The organism is Peptoniphilus senegalensis JC140 (assembly GCF_000321025.1).
Lineage (GTDB): Bacteria > Bacillota > Clostridia > Tissierellales > Peptoniphilaceae > Peptoniphilus_A > Peptoniphilus_A senegalensis.
On sequence record NZ_HE610717.1, the window covers coordinates 473,512 to 497,986 of the forward strand.

Annotated in this window: 17 protein-coding genes; 2 read left to right on the top strand and 15 right to left on the bottom strand. The window is 36.7% G+C overall.

Going from position 1 to position 24,475, the window contains the following annotated elements; translation table 11 throughout:
- Positions 1-45: 45 nt before the first annotated feature.
- Positions 46-660 (bottom strand): TetR/AcrR family transcriptional regulator, encoded by a 615-nt coding sequence (locus tag PTSHG_RS02350; RefSeq protein WP_019107291.1) that lies wholly within the window; start codon positions 658-660, stop codon positions 46-48.
- A gap of 589 nt (positions 661-1,249) precedes the next feature.
- Here PTSHG_RS02350 and PTSHG_RS02355 point away from each other — a divergent pair.
- Complete coding sequence (locus tag PTSHG_RS02355) at positions 1,250-1,606, top strand: plasmid mobilization protein (protein ID WP_019107292.1); 357 nt, start codon at positions 1,250-1,252, stop codon at positions 1,604-1,606.
- 2 nt (positions 1,607-1,608) lie between these two features.
- Positions 1,609-2,940, top strand: a complete 1,332-nt coding sequence (locus tag PTSHG_RS02360) for a relaxase/mobilization nuclease domain-containing protein (protein WP_019107293.1) — start codon at positions 1,609-1,611, stop codon at positions 2,938-2,940.
- A gap of 69 nt (positions 2,941-3,009) precedes the next feature.
- Here PTSHG_RS02360 and PTSHG_RS02365 read toward each other — a convergent pair whose 3' ends face one another.
- From PTSHG_RS02365 to PTSHG_RS02430, 14 genes are all read right to left on the bottom strand, one after another.
- On the bottom strand, positions 3,010-3,669 hold the full coding sequence (locus PTSHG_RS02365) for a hypothetical protein (RefSeq protein ID WP_026088818.1): 660 nt from the start codon (positions 3,667-3,669) through the stop codon (positions 3,010-3,012).
- A 41-nt stretch (positions 3,670-3,710) separates the two neighbouring features.
- On the bottom strand, positions 3,711-12,425 hold the full coding sequence (locus PTSHG_RS02370; RefSeq protein WP_019107295.1) for a helicase-like domain-containing protein: 8,715 nt from the start codon (positions 12,423-12,425) through the stop codon (positions 3,711-3,713).
- A gap of 86 nt (positions 12,426-12,511) precedes the next feature.
- Positions 12,512-13,939 (bottom strand): RNA/DNA-binding domain-containing protein, encoded by a 1,428-nt coding sequence (locus PTSHG_RS02375; RefSeq protein ID WP_019107296.1) that lies wholly within the window; start codon positions 13,937-13,939, stop codon positions 12,512-12,514.
- Positions 13,940-13,956: 17 nt separating this feature from the next.
- Entirely contained in the window at positions 13,957-14,136 is a 180-nt protein-coding gene (locus PTSHG_RS02380; RefSeq protein WP_009643971.1) for an AbrB/MazE/SpoVT family DNA-binding domain-containing protein, read from the bottom strand.
- Between the two features lie 83 nt (positions 14,137-14,219).
- Entirely contained in the window at positions 14,220-15,932 is a 1,713-nt protein-coding gene (locus PTSHG_RS02385; protein ID WP_042230926.1) for a DNA topoisomerase 3, read from the bottom strand.
- A 94-nt stretch (positions 15,933-16,026) separates the two neighbouring features.
- Positions 16,027-17,571: a CD1107 family mobile element protein gene (locus tag PTSHG_RS02390; protein ID WP_019107298.1), complete on the bottom strand. Its 1,545-nt coding sequence runs from the start codon at positions 17,569-17,571 to the stop codon at positions 16,027-16,029.
- Positions 17,546-17,785, bottom strand: coding sequence for a hypothetical protein (locus PTSHG_RS02395; RefSeq protein WP_000817944.1), 240 nt, complete (start codon positions 17,783-17,785; stop codon positions 17,546-17,548). Before PTSHG_RS02395 ends, PTSHG_RS02390 begins: the two co-directional genes overlap by 26 nt.
- A gap of 11 nt (positions 17,786-17,796) precedes the next feature.
- Positions 17,797-19,929 (bottom strand): CHAP domain-containing protein, encoded by a 2,133-nt coding sequence (locus PTSHG_RS02400; RefSeq protein WP_019107299.1) that lies wholly within the window; start codon positions 19,927-19,929, stop codon positions 17,797-17,799.
- 3 nt (positions 19,930-19,932) lie between these two features.
- The gene (locus tag PTSHG_RS02405; RefSeq protein ID WP_019107300.1) at positions 19,933-22,362 is read right to left on the bottom strand and encodes a VirB4-like conjugal transfer ATPase, CD1110 family; all 2,430 of its coding nucleotides are present in this window, start codon (positions 22,360-22,362) and stop codon (positions 19,933-19,935) included.
- Positions 22,274-22,663: a PrgI family protein gene (locus PTSHG_RS02410; RefSeq protein ID WP_019107301.1), complete on the bottom strand. Its 390-nt coding sequence runs from the start codon at positions 22,661-22,663 to the stop codon at positions 22,274-22,276. The genes PTSHG_RS02405 and PTSHG_RS02410 overlap by 89 nt, the downstream gene beginning before the upstream one ends.
- Positions 22,664-22,666: 3 nt before the next feature.
- The gene (locus PTSHG_RS02415; RefSeq protein WP_000595839.1) at positions 22,667-22,930 is read right to left on the bottom strand and encodes a hypothetical protein; all 264 of its coding nucleotides are present in this window, start codon (positions 22,928-22,930) and stop codon (positions 22,667-22,669) included.
- A gap of 17 nt (positions 22,931-22,947) precedes the next feature.
- Complete coding sequence (locus PTSHG_RS02420) at positions 22,948-23,811, bottom strand: VirB6/TrbL-like conjugal transfer protein, CD1112 family (protein WP_019107302.1); 864 nt, start codon at positions 23,809-23,811, stop codon at positions 22,948-22,950.
- 19 nt (positions 23,812-23,830) lie between these two features.
- Positions 23,831-24,046, bottom strand: a complete 216-nt coding sequence (locus tag PTSHG_RS02425; RefSeq protein ID WP_000394208.1) for a Maff2 family mobile element protein — start codon at positions 24,044-24,046, stop codon at positions 23,831-23,833.
- Between the two features lie 3 nt (positions 24,047-24,049).
- Positions 24,050-24,361, bottom strand: a complete 312-nt coding sequence (locus PTSHG_RS02430; RefSeq protein ID WP_007894841.1) for a hypothetical protein — start codon at positions 24,359-24,361, stop codon at positions 24,050-24,052.
- Between the last annotated feature and the right edge of the window lie 114 nt (positions 24,362-24,475).

A 24,475-nucleotide genomic window follows, 5' to 3' on the forward strand; every position in this document is an offset into this window, starting at 1 on the left:
ATATAGTTGTTAGCCTTTGCTAACCTTGCGTGAAAATTTTACGCTTTATTTAAACCTTAAAAGTCCATCCCATCCCGAATTAAAAAAAACTGCAAGCTCTTTAACATATTTAATGGCTTGTTCTCTTGTCATATCATGCACAATCGTTTCAAAAACAGCTGTAAAATATGCACTGGTAATCATGTGATGTAAATCATGACTGACGTTTCCTGCCATTTTGCCTTTTTCTTTAAGAATAGCGTAATATTTTTCCGTACGGGATACTTCCAATTCTACAAGTTCATGAATATAATCTTCGTATTTTGTGCCTTCAGAACAGCAAATTACAAGCTTGAATTCTTCAAAATAATCATAAATATAATTCACAAAATGCAAAAGATATTTTGTAGACAGCTCTCTGCTTTCTAAAGTTTTATTTTCTGGAATTAAATCAAAATGTGTATCTTGTGCAGCTTTGAACTGTTCTATTAACCCATCAGCTACATCAGAAACAATAGCTTCAAATAAGGCCGCTTTATTAGGATAGTAACCATAAAAAGCACCTTTCGTAAATCCTGCTTCCTCGACAATTATTCTAAGTGAAGCATCCTTAAATCCTTTTTTTAAAAATTCTTTCTTGCCGACTGCCAATATTATCTTTTGAGTCTCAGAAATAGTCATTTAAACACCTCCATCAACAATATACCATCGGTATATACCACCAGTATATACCATTGGTATATTGTTGTCAATAGTTTTTTTACATTCATAATAATATTCACATTTTTTCAATTTCCTGTTTGAAATTTACTCTAAAAATTAAATCATACGAGAACAAATTAAACTTATAATGCTAATGTTATCTTTAATCCAGAACTTTTTGAGCCTTAAAACAAAGAAATGTTTATTATGAATGTAAACTATTGCAAAATAATAAAGAATTACAAAAGTCCTTCGATTGGAATTATTCACCATATAAATCAACAAATCTGCGTTCTTCTATGGAGAGAAATATTTTAAAATTAATACAAAACCTATGATATAAATACAGCTAAAGGAATTGATTTATGGTATAATACAAATGTAATACTTAATAAAAGCTTAACGCTTGCTACCCTAATCATTCTTTTGTAGCAAGCACAGTAAGTGTACGGACACTTACGGAAAATTGACGAAGCAGCCCTTGGGGATCTGCTTCTTTTTTTATCAATTTTTAGCTTGTTAGGGAGAACCCTAAGACCCCGAAATACATTCAAAGGAGGAACTAACTATGGCAAATAGAACAAGAAACGAAAGACTTGAAATTAAACTAACTGAAGAAGAAAAGGCTCTTTTTGAAGAGAAAAAAAGACTTGCGAAGTGTAGAAACATGAGCCATTTCATCCGCAAATGCGTTTTGGAAAAGGAAATTTATCAAGTGGATTTAGAGCCTTTCAGAGATTTACAAGGCTTACTTTCTAATGCAACAAACAACATCAATCAGATTGCAAAGCGAGTAAATTCGACAGGTGTAATCTACAAAGAGGACGTCAGTGATATAAAAAAAGAGATTGAACATTTCTCAAAAGAGCTGTGGCAAATTCATTCACTACTTCTGAAAAGAACATCTGAAACGGAAGGTGAATAATAATGGCTATTACAAAAATACACCCAATAAAATCGACTCTTAATCTTGCTATCGACTACATTGTAAATGGAGATAAAACAGACGAGCAGCTTTTAGTAAGCACTCATAAATGCCACGAATCAACTGCTCACACTCAGTTTTTAAGGACACGAAATAACGCAGGAACAAAAGGAACCGTTCTTGCAAGACATCTCATTCAATCCTTTTTACCGGGAGAAACAAGTCCTGAATTAGCACACCAAATAGGTATGGAGCTGTGTAAAAAGATACTCAAAGATGAGTATGAATTTGTCTTATCTACTCACATTGATAAGGGACATATTCACAACCATATTATCTTTAATAATGTAAACATGGTAACAGGCAGGTGCTACCAGTCTAATAAGAAAAGCTATCATAAAATCAGGTATCATAGTGATAAGTTATGCAAAGAAAATAGCCTATCTGTCATTGACGAGTTTTACGAAAGCTATAAGAAAAAATATAAGATTAACGGTAAATCTTGGTATGAAAACGAACAGGCAAAACATGGCACTTCTTGGAAAAGCAGGCTTCAATTTGACATTGACAGAATGATAAAACAGTCAAAGGACTGGGACGAATTTCTAAAGAAAATGGCTGATCTTGGCTATGAAATTAAGTATGGCAAGCACATCGCTTTTAAACCAAAAGATAAGGCGAGATTTACAAGGGCTAAAACAATCGGAGAAGATTATACCGAAGAAAGATTAAAAGAACGTATTGCAGAAAGAGAGTTTATCAAGACTCCCGCCGTCAAAAAACGCATCGGCAATGTTATTGACATGAACACAAATGTTAGAGTAAAAGAAAGCAAAGGCTATGAATATTGGGCAACCAAACATAACCTTAATACAATGGCTGAGTCTGTTATTTATATCAGAGAACATGGCATTAAATCCGTTAAACAGCTTGACGAGTATATTCAAAAAGCAGCCGATGAAAGGCAAAATATACAAGAGAAAATCAAGGCTATTGATAAGGAAATGCAGAAGCTTTCCACCACTATGGAGCAAGTTCATACCGTTAAAAAATATAGAGCGTGCTACAAGGAATATACTGCTAATCCGTCTGACAAGGCATTTTTTGAAGAGTACAAAGCTCAGATTACCCTATATGAAAAAGCTCTCTCAGAGCTTAAAAAATCCTATTCCAAGCTCCCAAATTCAAAGGATATTTTAGCTGAGCTTGATAAATTACAAGAAAAAAAGAACACCCTTATGCAAGAGTATTCTTATTCAAAATCCACTATGGACGAGCTTTATAAGATACGAAAAAATTACGGAATTTATATGGGTAAGGAGATGGAGAGATAATCTTTATCTCCTTTTTTCGCAAATAAAAAAAAGAGTCGGTGCAGTCCCAAGACCACACCGACCATAAGTTTATCTCTCAGCTTCTTTTGATGTTTCTTTCTTTTCTTTAGGCTTTTCCTTATCTTCAGCCTGATATTTTTTGATAGCTCCAAGCACAGATTCTTTCTTTTCATCTCGACCTTTCATCTGTTCCTTTGCCTTTAATAGTTTGGAAGAAAGTATTCTGATATTGCTATGCTCCTTGCCGTTATCATCAATGGATGTTCTGATTTGTCCAAAGAGCTTAACAAAATCTCCCTGCTTAAACTCCTTTGGAATATCACTCTTTTCTCCATAAGCGGAGCAATTATGATATACCTTATGCCCCTCATCGTCTTTGGATACTACGGAGAAGTTCGCCACCTTAAAGGCTTCTCCGTTCTTATTTTCCCTTTCTACTATATCTACCTCTCCGACAATATTTCCTACAACATTGATAAGATTATCCTTTTCTTCCTTAACATAAGGCAGGTCTTTTATCTGCCCCTGTTCCCTTAAATCCTCAATCATATAGTCAAATTCCTCATGTAGCAAATTAACGGTGTCATTGTCCATATAAGCGTCATATAGCTTGTCCAAAGCACTTTCATCATTGATGCCTTTTTCCATGCTTATAATCGCCTTAACAAAGTCCTTGTGATTATCATTTACCATATCTTCTATCTGATTTCTCATTGTTTTGTAATCCATGTTTTTATCTCCTTTCATGGCAAAAGGGAGGTTTCCCTCCCTTATCGTACATATTCCTGTTCTTTTGCAGTTTGTTTTTCTTCTGTTTTACTTTCTTCCTGATAGGCTCTAATTTGTCCTAAAATAGACGGCTTATCCTCTGTTTTCTGTGTTGCTTCCTCTTTGGTATGCAGATTATCTTCAACATCATAGGTTGACTCAAAATAATCGCTGTCCTTAAAGTCATTGTCATATCTGTCAGCAATTCCATCATTATCAAGGTCTTTAGAAAGTGGATCATAGAAGTTACCTTCATCATCAATTTCAAGTCCAAGTGCCACCCTTAAATCTTCCGAATCGACATAGACCAAATCACTAAAAGAAGACAGCTCAATCTCATTTTTCATATTTCGTAGAGCTTCGTTTTCTCCTTTGTTTTCATAATCAAAACTCTCCGTTTTAATCGGTATATCTTCAATATACTGTGTCCATGTCTTATCCTCTAAGTTAAGCTCATATTGGATGCCGTGTCTTTCGTCAGGTGTATTGGTATAGGCGATGCCGATATGCTTTAAGTCAGGATATAGAGTATCAAACTCATCATAACTATGGTTTTCTTCATATTCTCTGTTGCAAAAGTCTATGATAGCTCTTTTTACATCTTCCACAAGAGGATTGTCATTTCTCTTTTCTTCCACTTCTCCCATATCAAGGAGCTTATTTAACTCAGCAAGCCTTAGTATCTTAGACTTTAATTCTTCCGCTTTTTCAAATGGCTTTTTTAATTCTTCTTTAGCATTTTCCAGTTGTTCCTTTGTGCTGAAGAGCTTTTCTTCAAGCCTCTTTAATTTCTCAGGCATTTTCTCAAGAACATTATCAAGCCTTGTAATATTACCGTCCGCACTCGTTCCAAGCTCTCCTGAATGCTTTGCAGCACCGTTTAAGCTGAAGTTATGCTCATTGGTGAAGAAGTTGTAACTTACCTCTAAATCCATGTTTCTATACTTGCCGATAACTTTGCTTTCATTGATCTTTACTTTAGAAATAGCTTCAAGCAGCTTTTCTCCGGCTAATTTCTTATCCGTAATTTTCTCACCTAAAATGGTAATGGAAGTAAACTTTTCCTCTCCTTCTGCTTTAGGTTCAACTTCTGATATATCTCTCTTGACAGCTTCTATGAGTTTTTCCGTTCTTGAAATTTCTTCCGGATAGTTTTTAGCAACCTTATCCTCTAATCTGTAACGGTTGGACTTGTGGTTTGCTTCAAGCATTTTAAGTTTTGTAACCTCATTATCCAAATCCATCTTTTCCTTAATCTTCGGATCACCTGTAGCAAGGGCTTTAATCTCTGCATAGTTTAAGCTGCTTTCGTCCACATCTTCCGCCACTCTTACAGGTGTTTTACTTGTCATAATCTGAGAAATGAACTTCTGTTTATTCTCGATGGTCTGCCAAAGGTACGCATCAAAGGTATTCTCCGTTACATATCTGTATATGCTGACTTCTTTGTTTTCATTTCCCTGTCTTACAATTCTTCCGGCTCTCTGCTCAAGGTCGGCAGGACGCCATGGGACGTCTAAATCATGAAGTGCAATCAGCTTGTTTTGCACATTCGTTCCGGCTCCCATTTTCTGTGTAGAACCCATTAAAACACGAATCTCACCTTTCCTTACCTTTGCAAAGAGTTCATCCTTTTGCTTATCGGAATTTGCTTCATGGATAAAGGCTATTTCTTCTTTCGGTATTCCCATTGCCACAAGTTTTTCTCTAATATCATCGTAAATATTAAACTCTCCATTTCCTTTTGGAGTTGACATATCGGAGAAAAGAAGCTGTGTGGACTTATTTTCTTTTGTCTTATCCCAAATGGAAAAGACATTTTTCACGCACACATTGACCTTGCTGTCAGGATTGTCAGGAAGTAAAGGATTGATTAAACGCTGATCTAAGGCGAGTTTCTTACCGTCATTGGTAATCTTCAGCATATTATCTTCGTCAGGCTCTACTACCCTGTTTCTCACATCATCAGCTCTTTCCGATAAGCTCTTTAGGATTTCCTTTTGCTCCTCACTTGGCAAAGTTTTAATAACTTCATAGTGTGCTTCAGGTGTTGGAAGATTTAGCATATCTGCTGTCTGAATATCCGCAACTTCTTTAAACATAGACATTAGTTCAGGAAGGTTATAGAACTTGGAAAATCTTGTCTTTACTCTATACCCTGTACCTTCAGGAGATAATTCAAATGCTGACTGCGTTTCACCAAAGGTAGAAGCCCAGCTATCAAAATGCTCCAAATTATTCTTTTTAAGGCTTTCATACTGAAGATAACGCTGCATAGTATAAAGCTCTGTCATCGAGTTACTGACAGGCGTTCCTGTGGCAAAGACAATACCTTTTCCACCTGTCATTTCATCCATGTATCTGCACTTCATAAACATATCGGAGGACTTAAAAGCTTCAGACTGCCCAATACCTGCTACATTTCTCATTTTTGTATAAAGGTAGAGATTTTTGTAATTATGTGCCTCGTCAATAAAGAGCTTATCTACACCTAATTCTTCAAAGGTAATGACATCGTCTTTTTTAAAATCATCGTTTAACTTTTCAAGCCTTGTTTCCAGCTTCTTTTTTGTTTTTTCAAGCTGCTTTACCGTAAAGTTCTGATTTCTGTCATGCTTATATTCCTCCACATAGTTTATAATTTCATCAATCTGATCTTGGATATGCTTTTCCTGATATTCCTTACTCATCGGGATCTTTTCAAACTGTGTATGCCCGATTACAACGGCATCATACTCTCCTGTGGCAATTCTTCCGATAAATCTTTTTCTGTTTTTCGGCTCAAAGTCTTTCTTATCTGCAACCATAATGTTAGCTGACGGATATAGCTGCATAAACTCACGACCGATTTGACCTGTTAAGTGATTGGGGACAACAAACAAGGACTTACTGCACATTCCAAGCCTTTTACTTTCCATCGCAGACGCCACCATTTCAAAGGTCTTACCACTACCTACCACATGGGCAAGCAAGGTATTTCCTCCATAAAGGCTTCTTGCTATGGCATTTCTTTGATGAGGTCTTAAATCAATTTCTGTGGTCATTCCCTCAAAGGAGAGCTTGCTTCCGTCATATTCTCTGTTGCGGATAGAGTTAAAACGCTCGTTATATATCTTTACAAGACGGTTTCTTCTTTCCTGATCGTTAAATATCCAGTTCTTAAATTCTTCTTTTAGAAGCTCCTGCTTTTGTCCTGCAAGAAGCGTTTCCTTTTTATTTAATACAGAAGTTTTCGAGCCGTCCGGATTTACAATCTGATCAAATACCTTTGTTTCTTTTAAGTTCAATGCATCTTCAATCAGCTTATAGGCATTTACCCTTGAGGTGCCGTAGGTCATCTCTGCAAGGTCATTTCCTCTGTCCCTGCTCTTTCCTTCAACATTCCATTCACTTGTCAGATTTGAAAATTTAACCTTAATATCCCATTTGGCATATCCTGGAGTTTTCAGCGTTTCAAAGATGAATTTTTCAATATCCTTATTCGGTATCCAAGTAGCTCCGAGTCTTACATTGATTTCACTTGCTTCAAGTTCCTTTGGAAGAACTTTTGTAAGCTCTGCCTTTTGATATTCCAAACGGTTCATCTCATAACTTATCAACTCTTTTTCTTTGCCATCTTCCGCATAGCCAAGATGAGGTAACTCTCTTTCGGTTTGTCTTAACTTTGCAAGGTAGCTGTCTACAATAGCAATCTTATCTCTGATATTTCCGCTTAGATACTCATCCTTTGTTACATAGCCGTACTTATATGAATTACTGCCGTTTGCACAGGCAAAAGGTAGATCTCCATCTTCAAGGTTAAAAGATAATGGTCTATAAAAGTTTTGCTCTTCTCTGATGTTTAGATAGATTTCCCCTCTAAGTTCTTCTATCAAAGTCGGTCTGTCTTTATCTGTAAGGCTTCCCATATACTCAAAATCCACATATCCTTTTTCTGATACCGATAAAACAAGAGCTTCAAGAGAAGTGTCTACATGGTCGATAACCTTCGCCTTTGTGATTGTTCGCTTGGAGAAAATATCTCCCTTTGCTTTGAAGTTTTCTTCTTCGTCAAGGATTTCAATGGAAGAAACAAGCGGGAAGTTGCTATCCTCTTTTAAGGCTCTGGTATTAGAAAGGTTATTGACATATCCATGCTTCTTAGAAAAGCTGTCATAAATTTCATTTAGTTTTTCCTGAGCTTTCTTTACTTCATCATCTGAAAAATCTTCTTTCTGTTTGTAAATAACATCCTTTAAGGCAGCATTTAACTCAAGATAGTCCTTAATCTTTTCCTTGTTTTTATCCGTTACTTCTTTCTTTACAAATAGGGAGTTTTCTCTGTAATAAACATCATCATCAATAATGGTATATGAAAAGTTTTTAACATCATCTGTGGCAGGAATTGAGGTAATTTCATCATCAAGTAGCTCTATTTCTTCATAATTAGCATTTTTAGAGATTTCTTCGCTTGCTTTTGTCAGTAGCTCCTTTAAGTCTGTGTTTTCTTTTGGCAGGCAAGCTATTGTATTCCCAAATCTTCCGGATATTTCTTCCATAGAACCAAGCACCTGTTCAGGATGATCAACAAAGTATTTGTTATATAAAAGCCCGTTTTCATCTTCATCAAGGTGAATCCAGTCCTCATCCCTTTCTCTGATACTGTCCCTTTTCTTTAGGAAAATAATATCTGAGGTTACTTCTGTTCCTGCTATGCCCTTAAAGGTATCGTTCGGAAGTCTTATCGCCCCTAAAAACTCTGCTCTTGCTGCAAGGTAGCGTCTTACACTTTCGTCCTTTTTATCCATCGTTCCGCTTGATGTAATAAAGGCAATAACACCGCCATTTCTTACTTTATCAATGGACTTGGCAAAGAAATAATCATGGATAAGGAAGTTATTTTTGTTATACTCCCTGTCATTTACCTTGTATTCTCCAAAGGGTACATTGCCGATAATCGCATCAAAGAAGTTATTTGAGAAAGAAGTTTCTTCAAGCCCCTTAATCTGTATATCACTTTCAGGGTATAAGAGTTTTCCAATTCGACCGCTTACTGAGTCAAGCTCTACACCATAAAACTTAGACTTGTTCATTTCATCAGGGATATTGCCTATAAAGTTCCCTATTCCCATACTTGGCTCTAAAATGTTTCCCTGTTTAAATCCCATATCCGAAAGCGTCTTATACACTCCGTCAATCACTGTTTTCGGTGTGTAAAAACTCGTTAAAGTAGATTCTCTTGCAGCTTCATATTCTGCCTGAGATAAGTTCTCTTTTAGAAAGCTCCTCGCTTCTTTCCACTGTCCGCCTTTTTCTTCATCGAATACATCAGCAAGTCCTCCCCAGCCTACATACCTTGCTAAAACTTCCTGAGCGGTAATATCTAAATCTCTCTCACCTCTTTCAATTCGATTTAACATCGAGATTGCTTCAAGGTTATTGTTTAATCTCTCACTTGGAGATAACTTGTCAGGTAGCGTTTCTTCTTTAATTTTGAAGTTATGAGCCTCAGCTTTCTTTATCTCAATTTCTTCAGTTGTCTTTTCAGGACTCTGATATGTCAGATTTTCAAATGTCCTCTCAAGGTCGCTTTCAAGACGATAAGGAATCACATCGGAGCCTGTTATCATACCGCCAAGATATTCTGTATTATCTTTAACTGTTACCGTCTTTAGGTTATTTCCCATATCATCAAAGCGTGTGATGGTATAGTCTTTAGCCTTGTATTTGACTTCATCTCCAACGATAAAGTTTGGTCTTTCAAGGCTTATATGCTTCAGAAGATCCTCATTATCTGTAAAGGCTACAATCGGAATTTGATGATTGCCTTGTCTTACAGGATCAAGCCACAAGTCAATTTTTCCTGTGATTTCATTTTTAGAAATTTCTCTGATCTTGTACTCTTCATGATGAAAGTAGACGGTATCACCTGCTTTAACTGCAAAATCCTCTAAATGGTTTCCCTCTTTTTCATTAAGCTCTACTTCTTCTCTATCCTTTAGGTAATCAAATAAGGTAGCTTGAACTGCATCAGCCCTTCTAACTTCTTCTGTTTCTTCAGGTGCTTCAAGTTCTTCTTCAAAGCTAAGTTCTCCATTAAAGACATACTGAAACTCCTGCTCGTCCATCTGCTTTTTAAGTTCACTGTCTTTAAGCTCTCTAAAGGTCTTTGGGAAATCCTCTAAAATAAGCCTTTGTGCGTTTAGTTCTTCCAGCTCCTTAAGATTAAAATATCCCCATTCAGGCTCAATCCCAAGAACAAGTCCAAAGGCATCACCGCTTTCCCTGTCATATTCCGTCATATACCAAGTCCAATTTGAACGGAAAGGAATGATATATGCAGCATGAACCTCTTTATCCGCTAAAGCTACATCCTCCTGTGCGTAAAGCTCCGGCACTCTTTCAAGCATTTCATCTGTCATTAAGTTTTCAGGATCATCTTTGGAATAATATTGTGGTTCTTTAATCTCTGACTTGTTTTCTGTTTCCTTTTCTTCAAGATAAAGATTTTTAGAAAACAACTCGTCGATATGCTTTGCAACACTTGTCCAAGTAAGAAACACATCATTACAATCATTTTTCTGTAATTTAAGTCCCTTAGCATCGTGCCATTCATCACTTCCCATTGCTCCGGAAACAGCATGGGAATGTCCTCCAATTCCATATTCGTCTTTTAAGAAATTCGCTTTTTCCTGAAGCGTATGATTTTCTTTAAAAAACTTGGTGATTCGTTCTTTTCCTCTATCAACGCCACTTCCTCTTGAAAGGCTTTCAAGGACTTCATCTTCTGTAATAAAGGACTTTACCTTCGGAAGTTCTGCCAAATTGGTGCTATATTCCTTTCGTGGCAGCTCAAGCTCCTGTAATTTCTGATAAAGGCTATCTACCTTGTGATAGTGAAACCTTAGTACATTCCTATTTTCTTTGTATCCTTCTAAAAATCTGTCATATTCTCTGATTGTTTCTTTCAGATACTCAGGATTTTTTAATGCTTCAGATAATCTTTTTGTTTCTTCCGGAAAGCCCCCGCCTCTTTCAAAAAGTTCAAAATATCCTTGCCCTTTTCCTTCTTCACTTAAATCATGCGATAGATACCATAGAGATTCTGAAATCCGATTTCTTTCATAATCAAGAGCTTCTAAAAGCTCTACATTTGTAGCAAATTCCCCACTATTAAGAAGTTCGTTTATCCTCTTTGCAGCATCACTCCAACTTAAAACCTGCGTATCATCTTCTCTTGCCGATGTTCCGTAAGCTAAATGAATGCCTTTATCCGAATACCAGGAAGATACTTCTCTTTCATCAATGTAAAACCCGTTTCCGCCTTTAAAGGTATCTTTGAGGTATTCTCCCAATTCTTCATTACTTTTTCCTTTAGAAAACTCAGCAATAACAGGAAGTCTGCCGCCATCGTGATTTCCTCCGTTAATAAGGACGGTATCTATATCATTCTCAGTTAGCGGAATCGTAAGGCGTATCTGTCCATAGGAATTTTCTGGTAAAGAAAAAGAAGCATTTTCAGCTTCTCTTATCTCTGCCTCAGTATTTTCTTTTAGATTTCCACTACTTCCTTGATGGTCATTTCTTTGAGAGCTGAAATCATCGCCCCATACTGCGGGTTGTTTTCGTCCTCTATCTTCCAAGCTGCCATCAGTTTCGGTTTCTCTGTTCTCATAAATTCTATCGCCTGTTTCTGAATATCCATCAGGTGTCCTGTCAACTTCTTCTCCTTGTATAGATCTACTAACATCTCGAAGTGGCTCTGCTCCTCGCTCTGTGATAGATAATCCAGCCTCATCACTGCGTAAGTCGGATTCGGGAATTCTTTCATGAAGTCCGTCTCTTCCTCCAAGCTGTTTAGCGTATTCTCCCTGATTTTCTCTATTATCTCGTCTGTACTCTCCATTTCGGAGAACTCGCTCGTTTTCATTTCTTCCCTGATCATCTCGTCGAAGTACATATTCTTCTACCTCCTCCAATTCTTCTTTAATCTTATTATATCCCGCTTCTTTTCCTCTTAAAACTTCTTTTTGAAGCTCAAGTTCTTTGCTTTTTTGAATGGTCGCATCAATAATCTTTCCGCTAATATCCGATACGCTTTCACCAAGACTCATTAGAGATATGCTGTCAAGTCTTTGAAAATTCTCTCTTAAAAGCTCATAATCTATCGAATAATCTAACTTAAATCTTGACGCTACCGCATAGCTTACCGAGTCCCTTACAAACTTTGTAAAGGATATTCTATCTTCATCCGCTACTCTAAGTTCATTCATTAAGGTATCTATTTTTTCATCACCATAGAGTCTGCTTAAAGAAAAGATGTTTTCAAGTGTGCTTTTACTTTCCTCATAGCCCTCGCTTTTAATCATTTCCTTTAACACATCTTGATGATTTTCTTTGTCAAACTTCCAAAGATTTACTTCGTTGACATCTCTGTTTCTTGAAACTGTCTGACCTATATCAAAAATATAGTCCACTTTTTTGAATGTGCCATAGTTCTCTAAAATGGGGATACCTTTCTGTCCTCGCATTACTGTTCGATTAAAACGTTCCCTCCAGTAGTCAAACTTGGCACAAGCTATTGCTTCAGGATTTTTATCATAGATACTTAATTGACTTCTAAAGTCATATCTTTGATTGTTTCCGACAACCTTTAAGAGCTTCAGATACTCTGCTTCACTATGAAGCACATCTTGTTTTATAAGCTCCAAAATGTTATGAAAATCATTTATTCGCATTTTTACCTCCTTCGTTTTTCCAAACAAAAAAAGGCGGTTAGATTTTACTCTAATCACCTTTTAATTCTGTGTATTGCAACTTAATTTTACTCATTAAGTTCCCAATGACCATTATTTCCACTACCTACATACTTCAGGTTATCTATTTCTTTTATAGCCCTTTCAATAGTCTTTACGCTAACTCCAGCTTCATCTGCAATAGCTTTTCTTGTAATCCTATCATTGCTTCTTACTTTTTCTTTGATGAACTCTACGAGGACTACCTTATCGTGAGCGACACCCTGAGCGACATCGTGAGCGACACCCTGAGCGACATTGTCGCCTCCAACTTTCTGCGTTGCTATCTTCTTCAAAGGAATAATCGTTCTGAATATATCTCCCTCCTCAAACAACGGATTTTGTCCTGAATAAAGCTGTGTGTACTTATAGGTATTTCTCATTCCTGAGCCTAATTCATCAGCAAGACCTATTTCTCTAAATACCTTTGATATAGCAGGGTTTTTAGGAAATGGCTCAAATTTCTGCAAGTCTAATGCTCCCATACCATGAGCCAAGTTGCTGTTTTCAACAGTAATTTTCTCATCATCAATAATCATCTTTGCAGGATACCCACTTGAATAATCCCTATGAGCCAATGTATTGGAAACTATCTCTCTAAGTATCCTATCTCTTGCATTGACATTGACAATTCCGTCCAATACAAATAAATCATTCAAATGCTTTTGCCCAAACTCAATAAGCCTGTCATAACTATCAATCAGATTTGTTATGACAACATCTCTATCATCATATCTATCCTTATTTTCAACCCTGAATATTGCATCTGTTTTGTGCTGCGGAAGGACAGACATAATAGAGTTGTCTTTTCCAAATAAAAGAATGGCTGCTAATGTAATTCCCTCACGCTTTGTTTCCGGATCGGTCAGTATCAAATTGGCACTTCTAAGAAGTTCTTCATTGCTCATATTCTCCCAAATATGATTTTTATTTCGGGAAACAGCCATTTTCTTAGCTTTATCAATGACAGAAGCATCAAGAAAATCAATATCAAGATTCGGATATACTTTATTAACAAAATAGCTTCCTTGCTTTCTTGCATATAGCTTATATACAAGTTCGGAATGGTCTGTTATATTGATGTCTCCCTCGTAAGACCTATCCCAAATTCTTCCGTTATGCCTGCACACCTGATAGCCTTCCGGAACTCTGATGTAAATTACTTTTTTCTCATCTATATCAAAGACTTCAGGTAATAAATAAAGTGGCGGATACATCTTTTGCGGATTATTGATTGCCGTAGTAAATTCCTTAATCACTTTATCAACTTTGTCTTTACTAACACCAACAATCTCTCTTTTATCATTTACACCAAGTAAAATATGTCCACCATTTCTATTATTGAAAGAGCATACTGTATCAAAGACATCTTTGGTTAAAGCATTTTTGGATTCTTTAAACTCGACATCTATCTTCTCTCCATTTTGAATTAACTTCTTTATTTCATCTATCATCATCTGCTTTTTCACCACCTTTATTTCCCAATGTTTTCTTCAATAAAAACTTTGGAATTTTGAATTTCAACTCTATCTTTATTGACTACAAAAGTAACATAATCTCCATTTTCTAAATTCAAAAGTTCTCTTATCCTTTTCGGGATAGTAACCTGTCCTTTTGCCATAACTTTTGCAGTATCCATAAATATATCTTTCATACTTACTTCCTTTCGCCCTACTTTTCCTACAAGAAATTATAGCATTTTTAGAGGGTTTTTTCTACTCTGAAATTAGTGCTGTCTTACTTGCGATATGTCAAAACAGCCTCTTTTATCTCATTTTCAATCGCATCTAAAAATTCTTTCTTAGACGATTTGCCTTGGGCAATATCCGCTAATTCCATTTCCCACTTTGCAGTTGTTTCCGCTGACTTGAAGGTATCTGCTACAATCGTTACAAGGCTGATCCCTTTATGTGTTGCAATTAGATTTTTCTTATCCCTTTCAACAAATCCCTTAAATATTAGATTTTCAATAATTCCTGCCCTTGTTGCAGGTGTTCCAAGTCCCTTTCTTTCCACTTCTACACCTTTTTCTAAGGCTTCATTTCCTGCAATCTCCATAGACTTTAGAAGCGTATCTTCAGTAAAGTGTTTCGGTGGTTGAGTAAATTTTTCTTTAATCTCTTTATTTTCAATACTTAAAACATCACAAATACTTACATCAGGAAGCTCTATGAACTCATTCTTCTTGGACTTGTATTCTTTAAGGTATTTGCTAAAGCCCTCGTCTCTAATTACCCTTCCTGAACTTGTAAATTCAAATCCGTCAAATTCAGCTACAATCTTTGTTGTGTTTTCCACTAATGGATAGCCTACACTTGCGTGAAGCTTATTAGAAATAAGCCTATATACCTTCGCTTCACTCTCAGGAATGCCTGATAAATCTTCACTCAGTGAGCTTACTGTCGGAATAATAGCATGATGGTCTGTAACCTTTTTAGAGTTAAATACCGTCTTGATACGCTCTGTATCAAAATCATTTTTTCCTAAAATGTTATTGACCGTACTTACAATCATATCTTCCGTTAAGCATCTGCTGTCTGTTCTTGGATAGGTAATTAGTTTCTTTTCATACAGGCTTTGAGCATAATCAAGCGTCTGCTTTGCTGAATATCCAAAATATTTATTACACTCTCTTTGAAGTGTTGTTAGATCAAAGGGTAAATCCGGCTTTGTAATCTTTTCTTTTTGAATGACATCAGTTATTTCAATATTATCGCCTATTAAATTAATAAGCTGCTCTGCGGTTATTTCATCACCAATTTTGTCTGTCGATAATGTAAAGCCGTTCACAGAAAGCTCTACGGTGTAGTATTTTTCTTTCTTAAAATTACTTATTTCTTCATCTCTTTTTACAATCATGTAAAGTGTTGGGGTTTGTACTCTCCCGACACTGTAATTTTGCTTATACAGGCAAGAATAGAGCCTACTGATATTCATTCCGACAAGCCAGTCTGCAATAGCTCTTGCCTGTGCCGATTCAAAGAGCTTATCGTAATCTTTGCCATTCTTTAGATTGGAAAATCCCTCTTTGATAGCACTATCTTCCATTGACGAAATCCAAAGACGCTGCATTTTCTTTTTGCATTTAGCTTCGTTATATACCAGTCGAAAAATACTTTCTCCTTCTCTTCCCGCATCGCACGCATTGATAACTGTATCAATCTCCTTATCATTCATCAGCTTTTTAAGGATATTGAACTGCTTTTTTGTAGCCTTTGCCACTTCAAATTTGTACTGCTTTGGAATAATTGGTAAATCCGATATATTCCACTTAGCGTATTTTTCATCATAAGCGTCCGGATTTGCCATCTGAATTAGGTGACCTACACACCAAGATACCTTATATCCATTTCCCTCATAGTATCCATCTTTCTTTTTTGTAGCTCCTATTACCTTTGCAATTGATATAGCTACACTCGGTTTTTCTGCTATCACAAGTATATGTTCCATGTATATTTTTCCTCCTGCTTTCATTGTAAAAGGGCGAAAGATTTTACTCTCCCGCCCTGCGTTTGCACCCATAACAATATATTTTAAGATGCATTTATTCTTCATCATAAACTTCTGTTTCTTCTGCTTCTCCTATTTCTTCCTCACTTTCTGCTTCCGAAAAGAAATCATCATCTTCTTCCTCTAATGATTCAAGCTCCTTGTCCTCTTTCTTTTTTACGACCTTAAAGTAATAACCTGCTCCTAATGCTCCGCCTATAACAAGAAGCAGAATAATGTATGTTCCTAAATTACTCTTTTCTTCTTTTTTCTCAGGCTTTACTTCTTCCTTAGTTGGCTCCTCTTTGCTAATCTCCTGCTTCGGAGCCTCTTTCTTTTCAACCATATTTAGAAGATCATCTTCAGATACTTCCGTTAAAAGCATTACATTTTCTTGTGTCTCATCGTGGTTGATGATGAGATGGAAGGTCTTACCGTTTTCCGTTTGAAAGGTAATAAACTGTCTTGCATCAGCAGAATACAGATCTGTTTCTTTGTTATCACCGCTATCCCCATGATGAATTGGATAGTCCTTATTCGCATTGTCCTTATTTTCCGTAACGGTTCCTCTTGCCTTTGACGGAGCAGAAGCTACTCCCTTATTGGTATTTACAGTCTTACTTGTCCCGTCCATAGATGAATCCTGATTGTTATTGGCAGGAGCTTTCGGTGTCAGCTTATTAGGATAGCGAATATCTTTCTCTTTCGTTTCAGAATTGCTTGTATCTTTTACAGTATTTTCTGAACTCGCCTGTGTAGTTGTGCTTTTTCCTGTGTTGTTTACAGGTGTTTGATTTGAAATGCCTGAGTTTGTCTTAATTTCGGAAATAGGGCTGTTCGGTGCAGACTGATTAGATATTACGTGAGCCTTGTTTGCTTCGTTTGCCTTTTCCTCAAGCTCTTTCATCTTTTTATTCAGCTTATCCATTTCCTTCTTCATGTCTTCTGATAAGCCCTTATTTTCCTTATCTTTTTTCATTTTTTCTTTCAAGCTTTCAATCTGGGCTTCAAGTTCTTTGATTTTTTCTTTCTGATTATCGCTTAATTTGTCTTTATCCTTCATTTCGCTATTTAACTTATCAAGTTTTTCCTGAAGCTCCTTAGTATCTTTTTCCATTTTGGAAATATCATTTTTAGAAAGCTCTGTCTGCGTTGACTTATCTTCCGTCTTTGGAGTTTTCGTCTGCGAGCTTTCATCCTGTTTCGGCTTTTCGTCTTCTGTCTGAGTCTCTTTATTTTTAGCCTCAGTCTTTGCTACCTTTCGGATAATTTCATCATTTCCATCGCCTTTTACTTCATAAAATAGAAACTCATCAATAAATTTCATATCATCAGGAAGCATCGGCAGATCTCCGCTGTCAAGAAGCTGTCCTTTCTCAGCCTTTATCTTTTCTTCCTTATAAACTTTTTCATCTTCAAAGATATACTTTACATTTACTTCCACTTGTGTTTGGACAGCTTTATCGCTTGTAGGTGCTCCCGCTAAGTTTTGCTCATGAGCATAAACAACTGTCCAAAGGCCCAAAAGGCAGCTTATACTTACAACGACTGCAAGTGCTGCTGTCCAAAACTTCTTATTCTTTTTCCAACTGGTTTTCATTTGACTTCTCCTTTTTCATTTCTACTCTTTGTCTGTTTACCTTTGCCATCAAATCACTGATTGTAATGTTGTTCTTTCTGCAAATGGCAATGATTTCTTCGTTTTCAAGTTCTTCTTCACGAATAAATAAAGGCTCCAATTCTTCATCAATCAGAGCCTTTTTATCCTTCAACTTCTTTATTTTGTTTTTCACTACCGTTAATTCTCGTTTCACATTGTTACCTCCTATTTCTTTACGTTTGGTGGGAATCCAAATCCTACGGGATGATGCTTGCAGAAAGACGCAATCCAATTGTCTAAAGTGGTTACTCTTATTCGTCCAATATTATCCATAACTTTACCATCTCCAATATAAATTCCTACATGACCATAGGTAAGTCCTGCTGTGCTTCCACTACTACTGCTTTCCACCGCTACAAGCATTCCCACCTTGAGTTTTGACCTGTCTGATGTAAAAGTATAGTTTCTGTACATATCGCAGGCATTTCCGCCAATATATCCAAGACCTGCATTTTGATAGACCTGTGAAACCCACATGGCACACCAGCCTGCACCCGGAGATGGCGTGATATATGCAGCATTAACAATCTTCTTTTGAACTTCACTTGATGCTTCATACTCAACTCCACCACCTACGCCACCATTTGCACTGATAAGGTCAGAATTTCCAAAGGCTTCTCCCATATTTCCTTGTGCAAGGAATAAGGCTTCATAGTGCTTTAAGTTATCGGGATAGTTTGCAAATACCTTTCGGATAATGCTGTCCATCTCTTTTTTATGCAGCGTTACAATGAGCTTTTTATACTCATAAGGTTCTTCATGACTTTCGGTATATTCATTGCCATCTTCATCGGTATAGGTTTCTGTAACTGTCCTGTATCTGATTTCAACTTCTTCCCTATATTCAAGGTCATACATGGACTCAAACAATTCTTTTAATATGGATTCTACTTCCGATACACTCTTTACCTCTCCACATCTTGATGTAATATAGGATAAAAGCTCATGGACATTATGACCAATATACTCTGTATTATTTAAGATGTATTCGTCATAGCCGGGATAGTTATTTTTGACATGATCAACCTCGTTTTGAAGCTCACTCTCCATAGCGGAAAAGTTCTGATTGATTTCATTTAGGACATTTGGCTTTGACAAATAGCTTGTTGTAAGAACAGAACTTGTGGAGTTCATAAAGCCTGTCATTCCCGTTCCCGCAAAGTTGATAAAGAAAGTTCCCAAAATAATAAGACCTATGAAAATAATCATAAGTCCCTTTGCTTTTCTTACTATAAATCTCTTTGAAGCTTTCAACGAGCCAATGAGGTTTTCTTTAATCCGATCTCTGAGTCTTGACTTATTCTCACGACGAATGGCTGCCTTTACCTGATTTTTCTTTTGAAATCTTTTATAGGCATTTGCTCTTTTATATTCATTCGTCTTTTTCAGGTTCTCTTTGGCATCACGAAATTCAAGCTTCGATTTTCGCTTCCTGATTTTATAATCCTTATTTGTAAGATCGTATCCTTTCTTCGCCTTTTTCTTATCAGAATATTTCTTTATGCCATGAATGAGTTTAGAGCTTGCGTCCGCCGTCTTTTCTCCTGCTTCCACCCCTTTATTTTCATCACTTCCATGAGAAAGATAATCCCTTACGGTTTCACTTCCTTTGGCAAGTCCTGAAAGGGCAGATACCTTTACCATATCTTTCTTTAGCTTTTTCCTCTGCTCTTTAGAAAGGCTACTATGAACTTTTTCGCTTGTAGCATCTTTTCCAGTCTTTTTACCTTCAGATTTATTTTCCTTTGACGCATCTTCTTTTTTTCTTGTATAAAGGCTTTCGGTGTAGTTTTTCCTCTTATACTTTCTCTTTTTAGCCTCATAACTTTTAGGGGAACTTCCAATAAACTCATCTTTTTTATGGAGATTATCATCCACATCATAAGTTGACTCAAAATAGTCGCTATCCCTAAAGTCATTATCGTATCTGTCTATAATCCCGTCATTATCAAGGTCTTTTCCTAAAGGATCATAGATTTTTCCATCCTTTACCTCCGTAATATAATCCGATCTTCCTGTTTCACTTACATCAGCTACACTATCCTTATCAGAAGCTCTATATCTTGCGTTTCTCTTGGATGTTCCATAAGCCTTTTCATTATCAGAACTTACCTTGTTTATTTTCTTATGAACCTTGTCCTGAAATCTGTCTTTGTCATGGACGATTTTTCCTCTGTAATCATCGTTGTGCTTTAGCTTACTTTCTTCAGATGTAGTGAATGTTTCACTATGGATCATTTCTCTTTCAAGACTTGCCTTATGCCTTTCCCTAAAATCCTTTTTCAGCTTTTTTCCCATAGGCTACCTCACTTCTTCAGGCTTGGTAGTCATCTTCTGATAGAGAATTGTATCTTTCGGGAACTTATCAAGGAAAGGAACAATGGTATTTCCAAAGAACAGTAGTCCCTCGCCCTCATTTGAGTTGGTAACATATCTAAGCTGAGGAAGTGAGATTTTAAGTTTTCTTGCTAAAATTTCTCTGTCTCCTGACGCTTGATTTAGCATTAAGACAAAGTCGGTATTATCAAAGATATTTTCAATTTCCTTACTCATAAGTAGGTCTTTGACATTTTGCGTAATACCTGTTGGAATACCTCCCCATTTTCTAAAACGCTTCCATATTTCCACAGAATAAGATGCTGTCTGCTCATCTTTTAATAGCAAGTGAAACTCATCTATATAGTACCTTGTAGCCTTGCTTCCTCTATTTTGAGATACTTTATTCCACACCTGATCCTGTATAACAAGCATTCCTATTTTCTTTAGCTGACTTCCAAGCTCTTTAATATCAAAGCACAGGAGTTTCTTATTTAAGTCCACATTTGACCTGTGATTAAAAACATTAAGGGAACCTGATACATAGATTTCCATCTCCGTTGCCAGCTTTTTACCGACCTTTTCTTCCTGTCCTTTTAACATATCGTATAGGTCTTGCAGTATTGGCATATTGTCAGGAGTTGGATTATCAAAATACTTTTCGTAAATCTTAGGTAAGCACCTGTCTATAACGGACTTTTCTTCTGCAGTAAGTCCACTGCCACCAACTACAAGTTCAAGCATACTCATAATGAAGTTTGCTTTGTCTTTCAGTGGTGCATCCCCATCGCCATAGTTCATATTTATATCAAGGGGATTCAGATAGTCTTTCGACTTACTGCTGACCTTGATTACTTCACCATTAAACTGCCTTACAAGGTTCCCGTACTCGCCCTCCGGATCGCAGATAATCACATCATCATCTGTTACAAGAATCGCATTTGCCATTTCACGCTTTGCAGAAAATGACTTTCCGCTACCCGGAGTTCCAAGAATTAGACCATTCGGGTTCTTGAGCTTCTTTCTGTCTGCCATAATCAGGTTATGGCTTAAGGCATTTAGCCCGTAGTAAAGACTGTTACTTGAATTGATGAAAAGCTCCTCTGTAGTAAAGGGCATAAAGACCGCCGTAGATGAACTCGTCAGTCCTCTGTCTATTTCAATCTTATTTACGCCAAGAGGCAACACACTCACTAAACCTTGCTCCTGCGTATGGTCAAGTCTTTTTATTTTACAATTGTGCTTATTGGCAATAGAGCTTATTTGAGAAATGGTGTTATCGAGCTTTTGCAGCGTCCTTGCAAAGTTCATAAAGACGATACTCACCACAAACATTCGCTCATCTCTTGTCTGTAAGTCCTTTAGGAGGCTTTTTACATCTTCTCCATAGGTGATTAAGTCCGATGGAAGAATGTCCATATCATAACCGCTTCTTACCGCTTTCTTATTTTCCTCAATCTTCATCTTGTCAATATCGGTATTTTTTCTCTTTACCATTTTAATAGCTTCCGATTGGTCGATTGCCTTAATATGAAAGGAAATATTGATGTTATCATCAATATCCAAAAACTCGGCAAGCATACGGTCTGAAAGCTCGCTTGCAAGAATTTGAAAATGACTTACTGCCCCGATAAATTTTCCAAACTTAAAGTACCTTGAAGGCGTGAAGTTAAATTCATCAGGTACAATGTATGTTTTAGTGCTTTCCCTTTTCCTCAGATTTTTGTATGAAAACTCAAAGGTCTTATTGGGATTTAATATATCGTGAAGTATCTTTAATCTTTCTTCTCCTGTAAGACTTTCAGCACGAACCCCCATACTCTTTAGATTAGATAATATATCTATCTCCAGTCTTTCCAGTTTTGATGTTGCCTGCTCTAAATTATCCGCTTCCACCGTAAAGGTTACATACTTTGATTTTTTCAGTCCGTTATTTCCCTTTACAATCTGACTTTTCAGCATTTCTCTAAACTCAAGGCGAATATCGTCAAACCCGTCCTTTTTATCCGGTATTTGAATAGCTGATTTCATTTCTTCATTTCTGCCAAGCTGATTAATATATGAAAACTCTATGCTGACACTTGGATCAAAGGAATTAAGAAAATTTGCAAACTGATTAAAAATCAAATCTCTATCTTCTTCTAAGGCAAGCTGATAGTTTATATCCTCAAAAGCGATACTCTTATTAAAATGCTTTTCATCAATCTGACATATCCCGCTTTTTAAAAGTCTAAGGTAGGGAATGGTATCTTCAACAGTGTATCTTTTCGGTTCTTTTCTAAAAATAAGGTCAAGTAGCCCGCCTTTATCTTTTTTAGATTTTCCCTTATTTTGCTTTAAGTCCTGTTTTTGACTTCTTAACTTCTTTTTGTTTTGTTCTAACTTTACCTGCTGAATCTTTCTTTTGTCTTTCAAGGTAAACCTCCTTTCTCACCCTTTTTTGTGGCTGATAAAACTTATGAAGGTAAATATATTTAAAATATTTCTCAAATGTCAGTCCGTCCTTTTCAAAAAGAGTGATGAAAAATATAGGGAGTGTGGACACAATGAGAAATATGATGGCTATATCATTTGGAACAACCTTTCGCATAAATAAATAGACTGGTAGTCCTACCAGTCCTGCGAGTGTGAAGCCTATCATCTGCCTTTTGGTTAAGTTAAAAGCTACCTTTGTCTTTACCTTCTTTAGGTCTTTTGGGATTGGTACATACGCCATAACTTACCTCCCATCTTCTTTTTCTTTTGAAAGCTCCGCCATGTGTTCATATACAGAGCCGATTTCTTCCTGAATGCTTTCTATCTGTTTATCTGTATTTTTGTTATATCTTTCCTGCAAAATACAAAAGTCATTATGGCAGCGACCGATGTCTTTTGTTCTTTCTTCCAAGTCATTAATCTTGCTAAAAAGTTTGATTCTATCAATCACCGCTATAACACCTGCTCCGATTACTACTGCTGTAAATACTGTTTTTCTTTTGATCATCCTATCCTTCCTTTCTGTTAGTGTGCATTTAATACGCTTTTGGCCAGAGTTCCGCTCTTTAGCATCATTAACCCCAGCAAAACCGCATATCCAAGTATCGTCATGGTACTTGTGTGTATATCTGTTATCTTTATTGTCTTAACTAATACTGCGTATATTCCAAGACAAACCATTAAAAAGAGTCCTTGTAGCCCAAGTGCAAATAGTCCTTTGATATAGTTTGTTCCAATTTGTCCCCACTCTTTGTTTCCCATTGTGGCAAATGGAATGGCTGAAACCGATGAGTAAACATAAATCTCAAACATTCTTCCGTAAACCACAAGCATGATTACAATGGAAATTACCTCTATGGCAACCTTTATGAGTGAGGTTTCAAAGAGTATCATGACAAGCTCTCCAAGACCTTTTTCCTTTAAGCCTTCTACCATCGTTACAATCTGATCTCCGGAGATAACGGCAGAGGTATTGATAACCCCTGCCGCTTTATTTACCATGTGCTGTGCCACATCAAAGACTGCCATAGAAAACTGAAAAGCATGAGACACTAACCATACGGCAATCCACATCTTTATGATGTATTTGAAAAATTCAAAGGTATCCGTATCGTGCATATTGTTCTTTTGCATTACCATATTGATAAGCTCAATACAAAGGACTGCTGTGATGATTAGTCCCGCTATGGGAATAATGACGGAATCGTTAATGCTTTTGATAAAGGCAAATACATCTCCGTTCCATCCCATGGGAGTTTTTCCTACATCTGTTGCAACTGCACCAACTTTATCGTTGATGTCAAGAAACATGGACTCTAAGTTTGCTTGGATACCGCCCAGTAGAAGATCTTTGAAAAACTCCTCTATCTTGTCGAATATCCCAAACATTTAATTTCTCCTTTTCTTCTTACTTGAGTACATTTGCAAGAAGCGGAATCAGCTTTAATCCGATTAAGACGATACCACCTCCAGCCATAAGCTGCTTGATGCCTTGACTCTTGGCACCGGGATTGTCATTACCATAACCTTCCATCAGGTTAATTACGCCCCATGCTCCAAGTCCTGCACCTACTGCCATAACTAAAATCTTTAATACATTTACTGCCTGTGTAAAAAATTCCATAATTTATTCCTCCTCGTTTTCTTCTTTCTTTTCAATCTTGTTGTATGACTTCACAACAAAGTTTTTGTAAGTCTTTCCGTCTTTTTCACGCTTCTTGAAGTAGCCAAAGATATGAATCAAATCGCCCTTTTCAAAGACTTTTGCTTTCTCCGCTTTTTCTCCATAAGCGGCACAGTTGATATATTCCTTGCCTTTCCCATACTTTTTTACAAGCGTAAAGTTTACAACTTCAACAGCTTCTCCCTCTTTGTCAAAACTCGAAAAAGTTGGTTCTGCCAATAAATTGGCATTGATGTTAATCATTTCTTGCTTCATTAAAAATTTCTCCTTTTCTTTTCAATAAAAAAGCGATCGGAGTTTTTCTTTTCCAATCGCTGATACTCTTGCTATTTAGTTTTCCTTAGTGGGACTTCTTATCCTTACCATCTT

Excerpts from the sequence above, each read along its gene's own strand:
- PTSHG_RS02415 (WP_000595839.1), bottom strand. The coding sequence starts at position 22,930 with ATGATCAAAAGAAAAACAGTATTTACAGCAGTAGTAATCGGAGCAGGT.
- PTSHG_RS02385 (WP_042230926.1), bottom strand. The coding sequence starts at position 15,932 with ATGGAACATATACTTGTGATAGCAGAAAAACCGAGTGTAGCTATATCA.
- PTSHG_RS02370 (WP_019107295.1), bottom strand. The coding sequence starts at position 12,425 with ATGCGAATAAATGATTTTCATAACATTTTGGAGCTTATAAAACAAGAT.
- PTSHG_RS02375 (WP_019107296.1), bottom strand. The coding sequence starts at position 13,939 with ATGATGATAGATGAAATAAAGAAGTTAATTCAAAATGGAGAGAAGATA.
- PTSHG_RS02425 (WP_000394208.1), bottom strand. The coding sequence starts at position 24,046 with ATGGAATTTTTTACACAGGCAGTAAATGTATTAAAGATTTTAGTTATG.
- PTSHG_RS02380 (WP_009643971.1), bottom strand. The coding sequence starts at position 14,136 with ATGAAAGATATATTTATGGATACTGCAAAAGTTATGGCAAAAGGACAG.
- PTSHG_RS02430 (WP_007894841.1), bottom strand. The coding sequence starts at position 24,361 with ATGAAGCAAGAAATGATTAACATCAATGCCAATTTATTGGCAGAACCA.
- PTSHG_RS02400 (WP_019107299.1), bottom strand. The coding sequence starts at position 19,929 with ATGGGAAAAAAGCTGAAAAAGGATTTTAGGGAAAGGCATAAGGCAAGT.
- PTSHG_RS02355 (WP_019107292.1), top strand. The coding sequence starts at position 1,250 with ATGGCAAATAGAACAAGAAACGAAAGACTTGAAATTAAACTAACTGAA.
- PTSHG_RS02365 (WP_026088818.1), bottom strand. The coding sequence starts at position 3,669 with ATGGATTACAAAACAATGAGAAATCAGATAGAAGATATGGTAAATGAT.
- PTSHG_RS02420 (WP_019107302.1), bottom strand. The coding sequence starts at position 23,811 with ATGTTTGGGATATTCGACAAGATAGAGGAGTTTTTCAAAGATCTTCTA.
- PTSHG_RS02350 (WP_019107291.1), bottom strand. The coding sequence starts at position 660 with ATGACTATTTCTGAGACTCAAAAGATAATATTGGCAGTCGGCAAGAAA.
- PTSHG_RS02360 (WP_019107293.1), top strand. The coding sequence starts at position 1,609 with ATGGCTATTACAAAAATACACCCAATAAAATCGACTCTTAATCTTGCT.
- PTSHG_RS02390 (WP_019107298.1), bottom strand. The coding sequence starts at position 17,571 with ATGAAAACCAGTTGGAAAAAGAATAAGAAGTTTTGGACAGCAGCACTT.
- PTSHG_RS02410 (WP_019107301.1), bottom strand. The coding sequence starts at position 22,663 with ATGGCGTATGTACCAATCCCAAAAGACCTAAAGAAGGTAAAGACAAAG.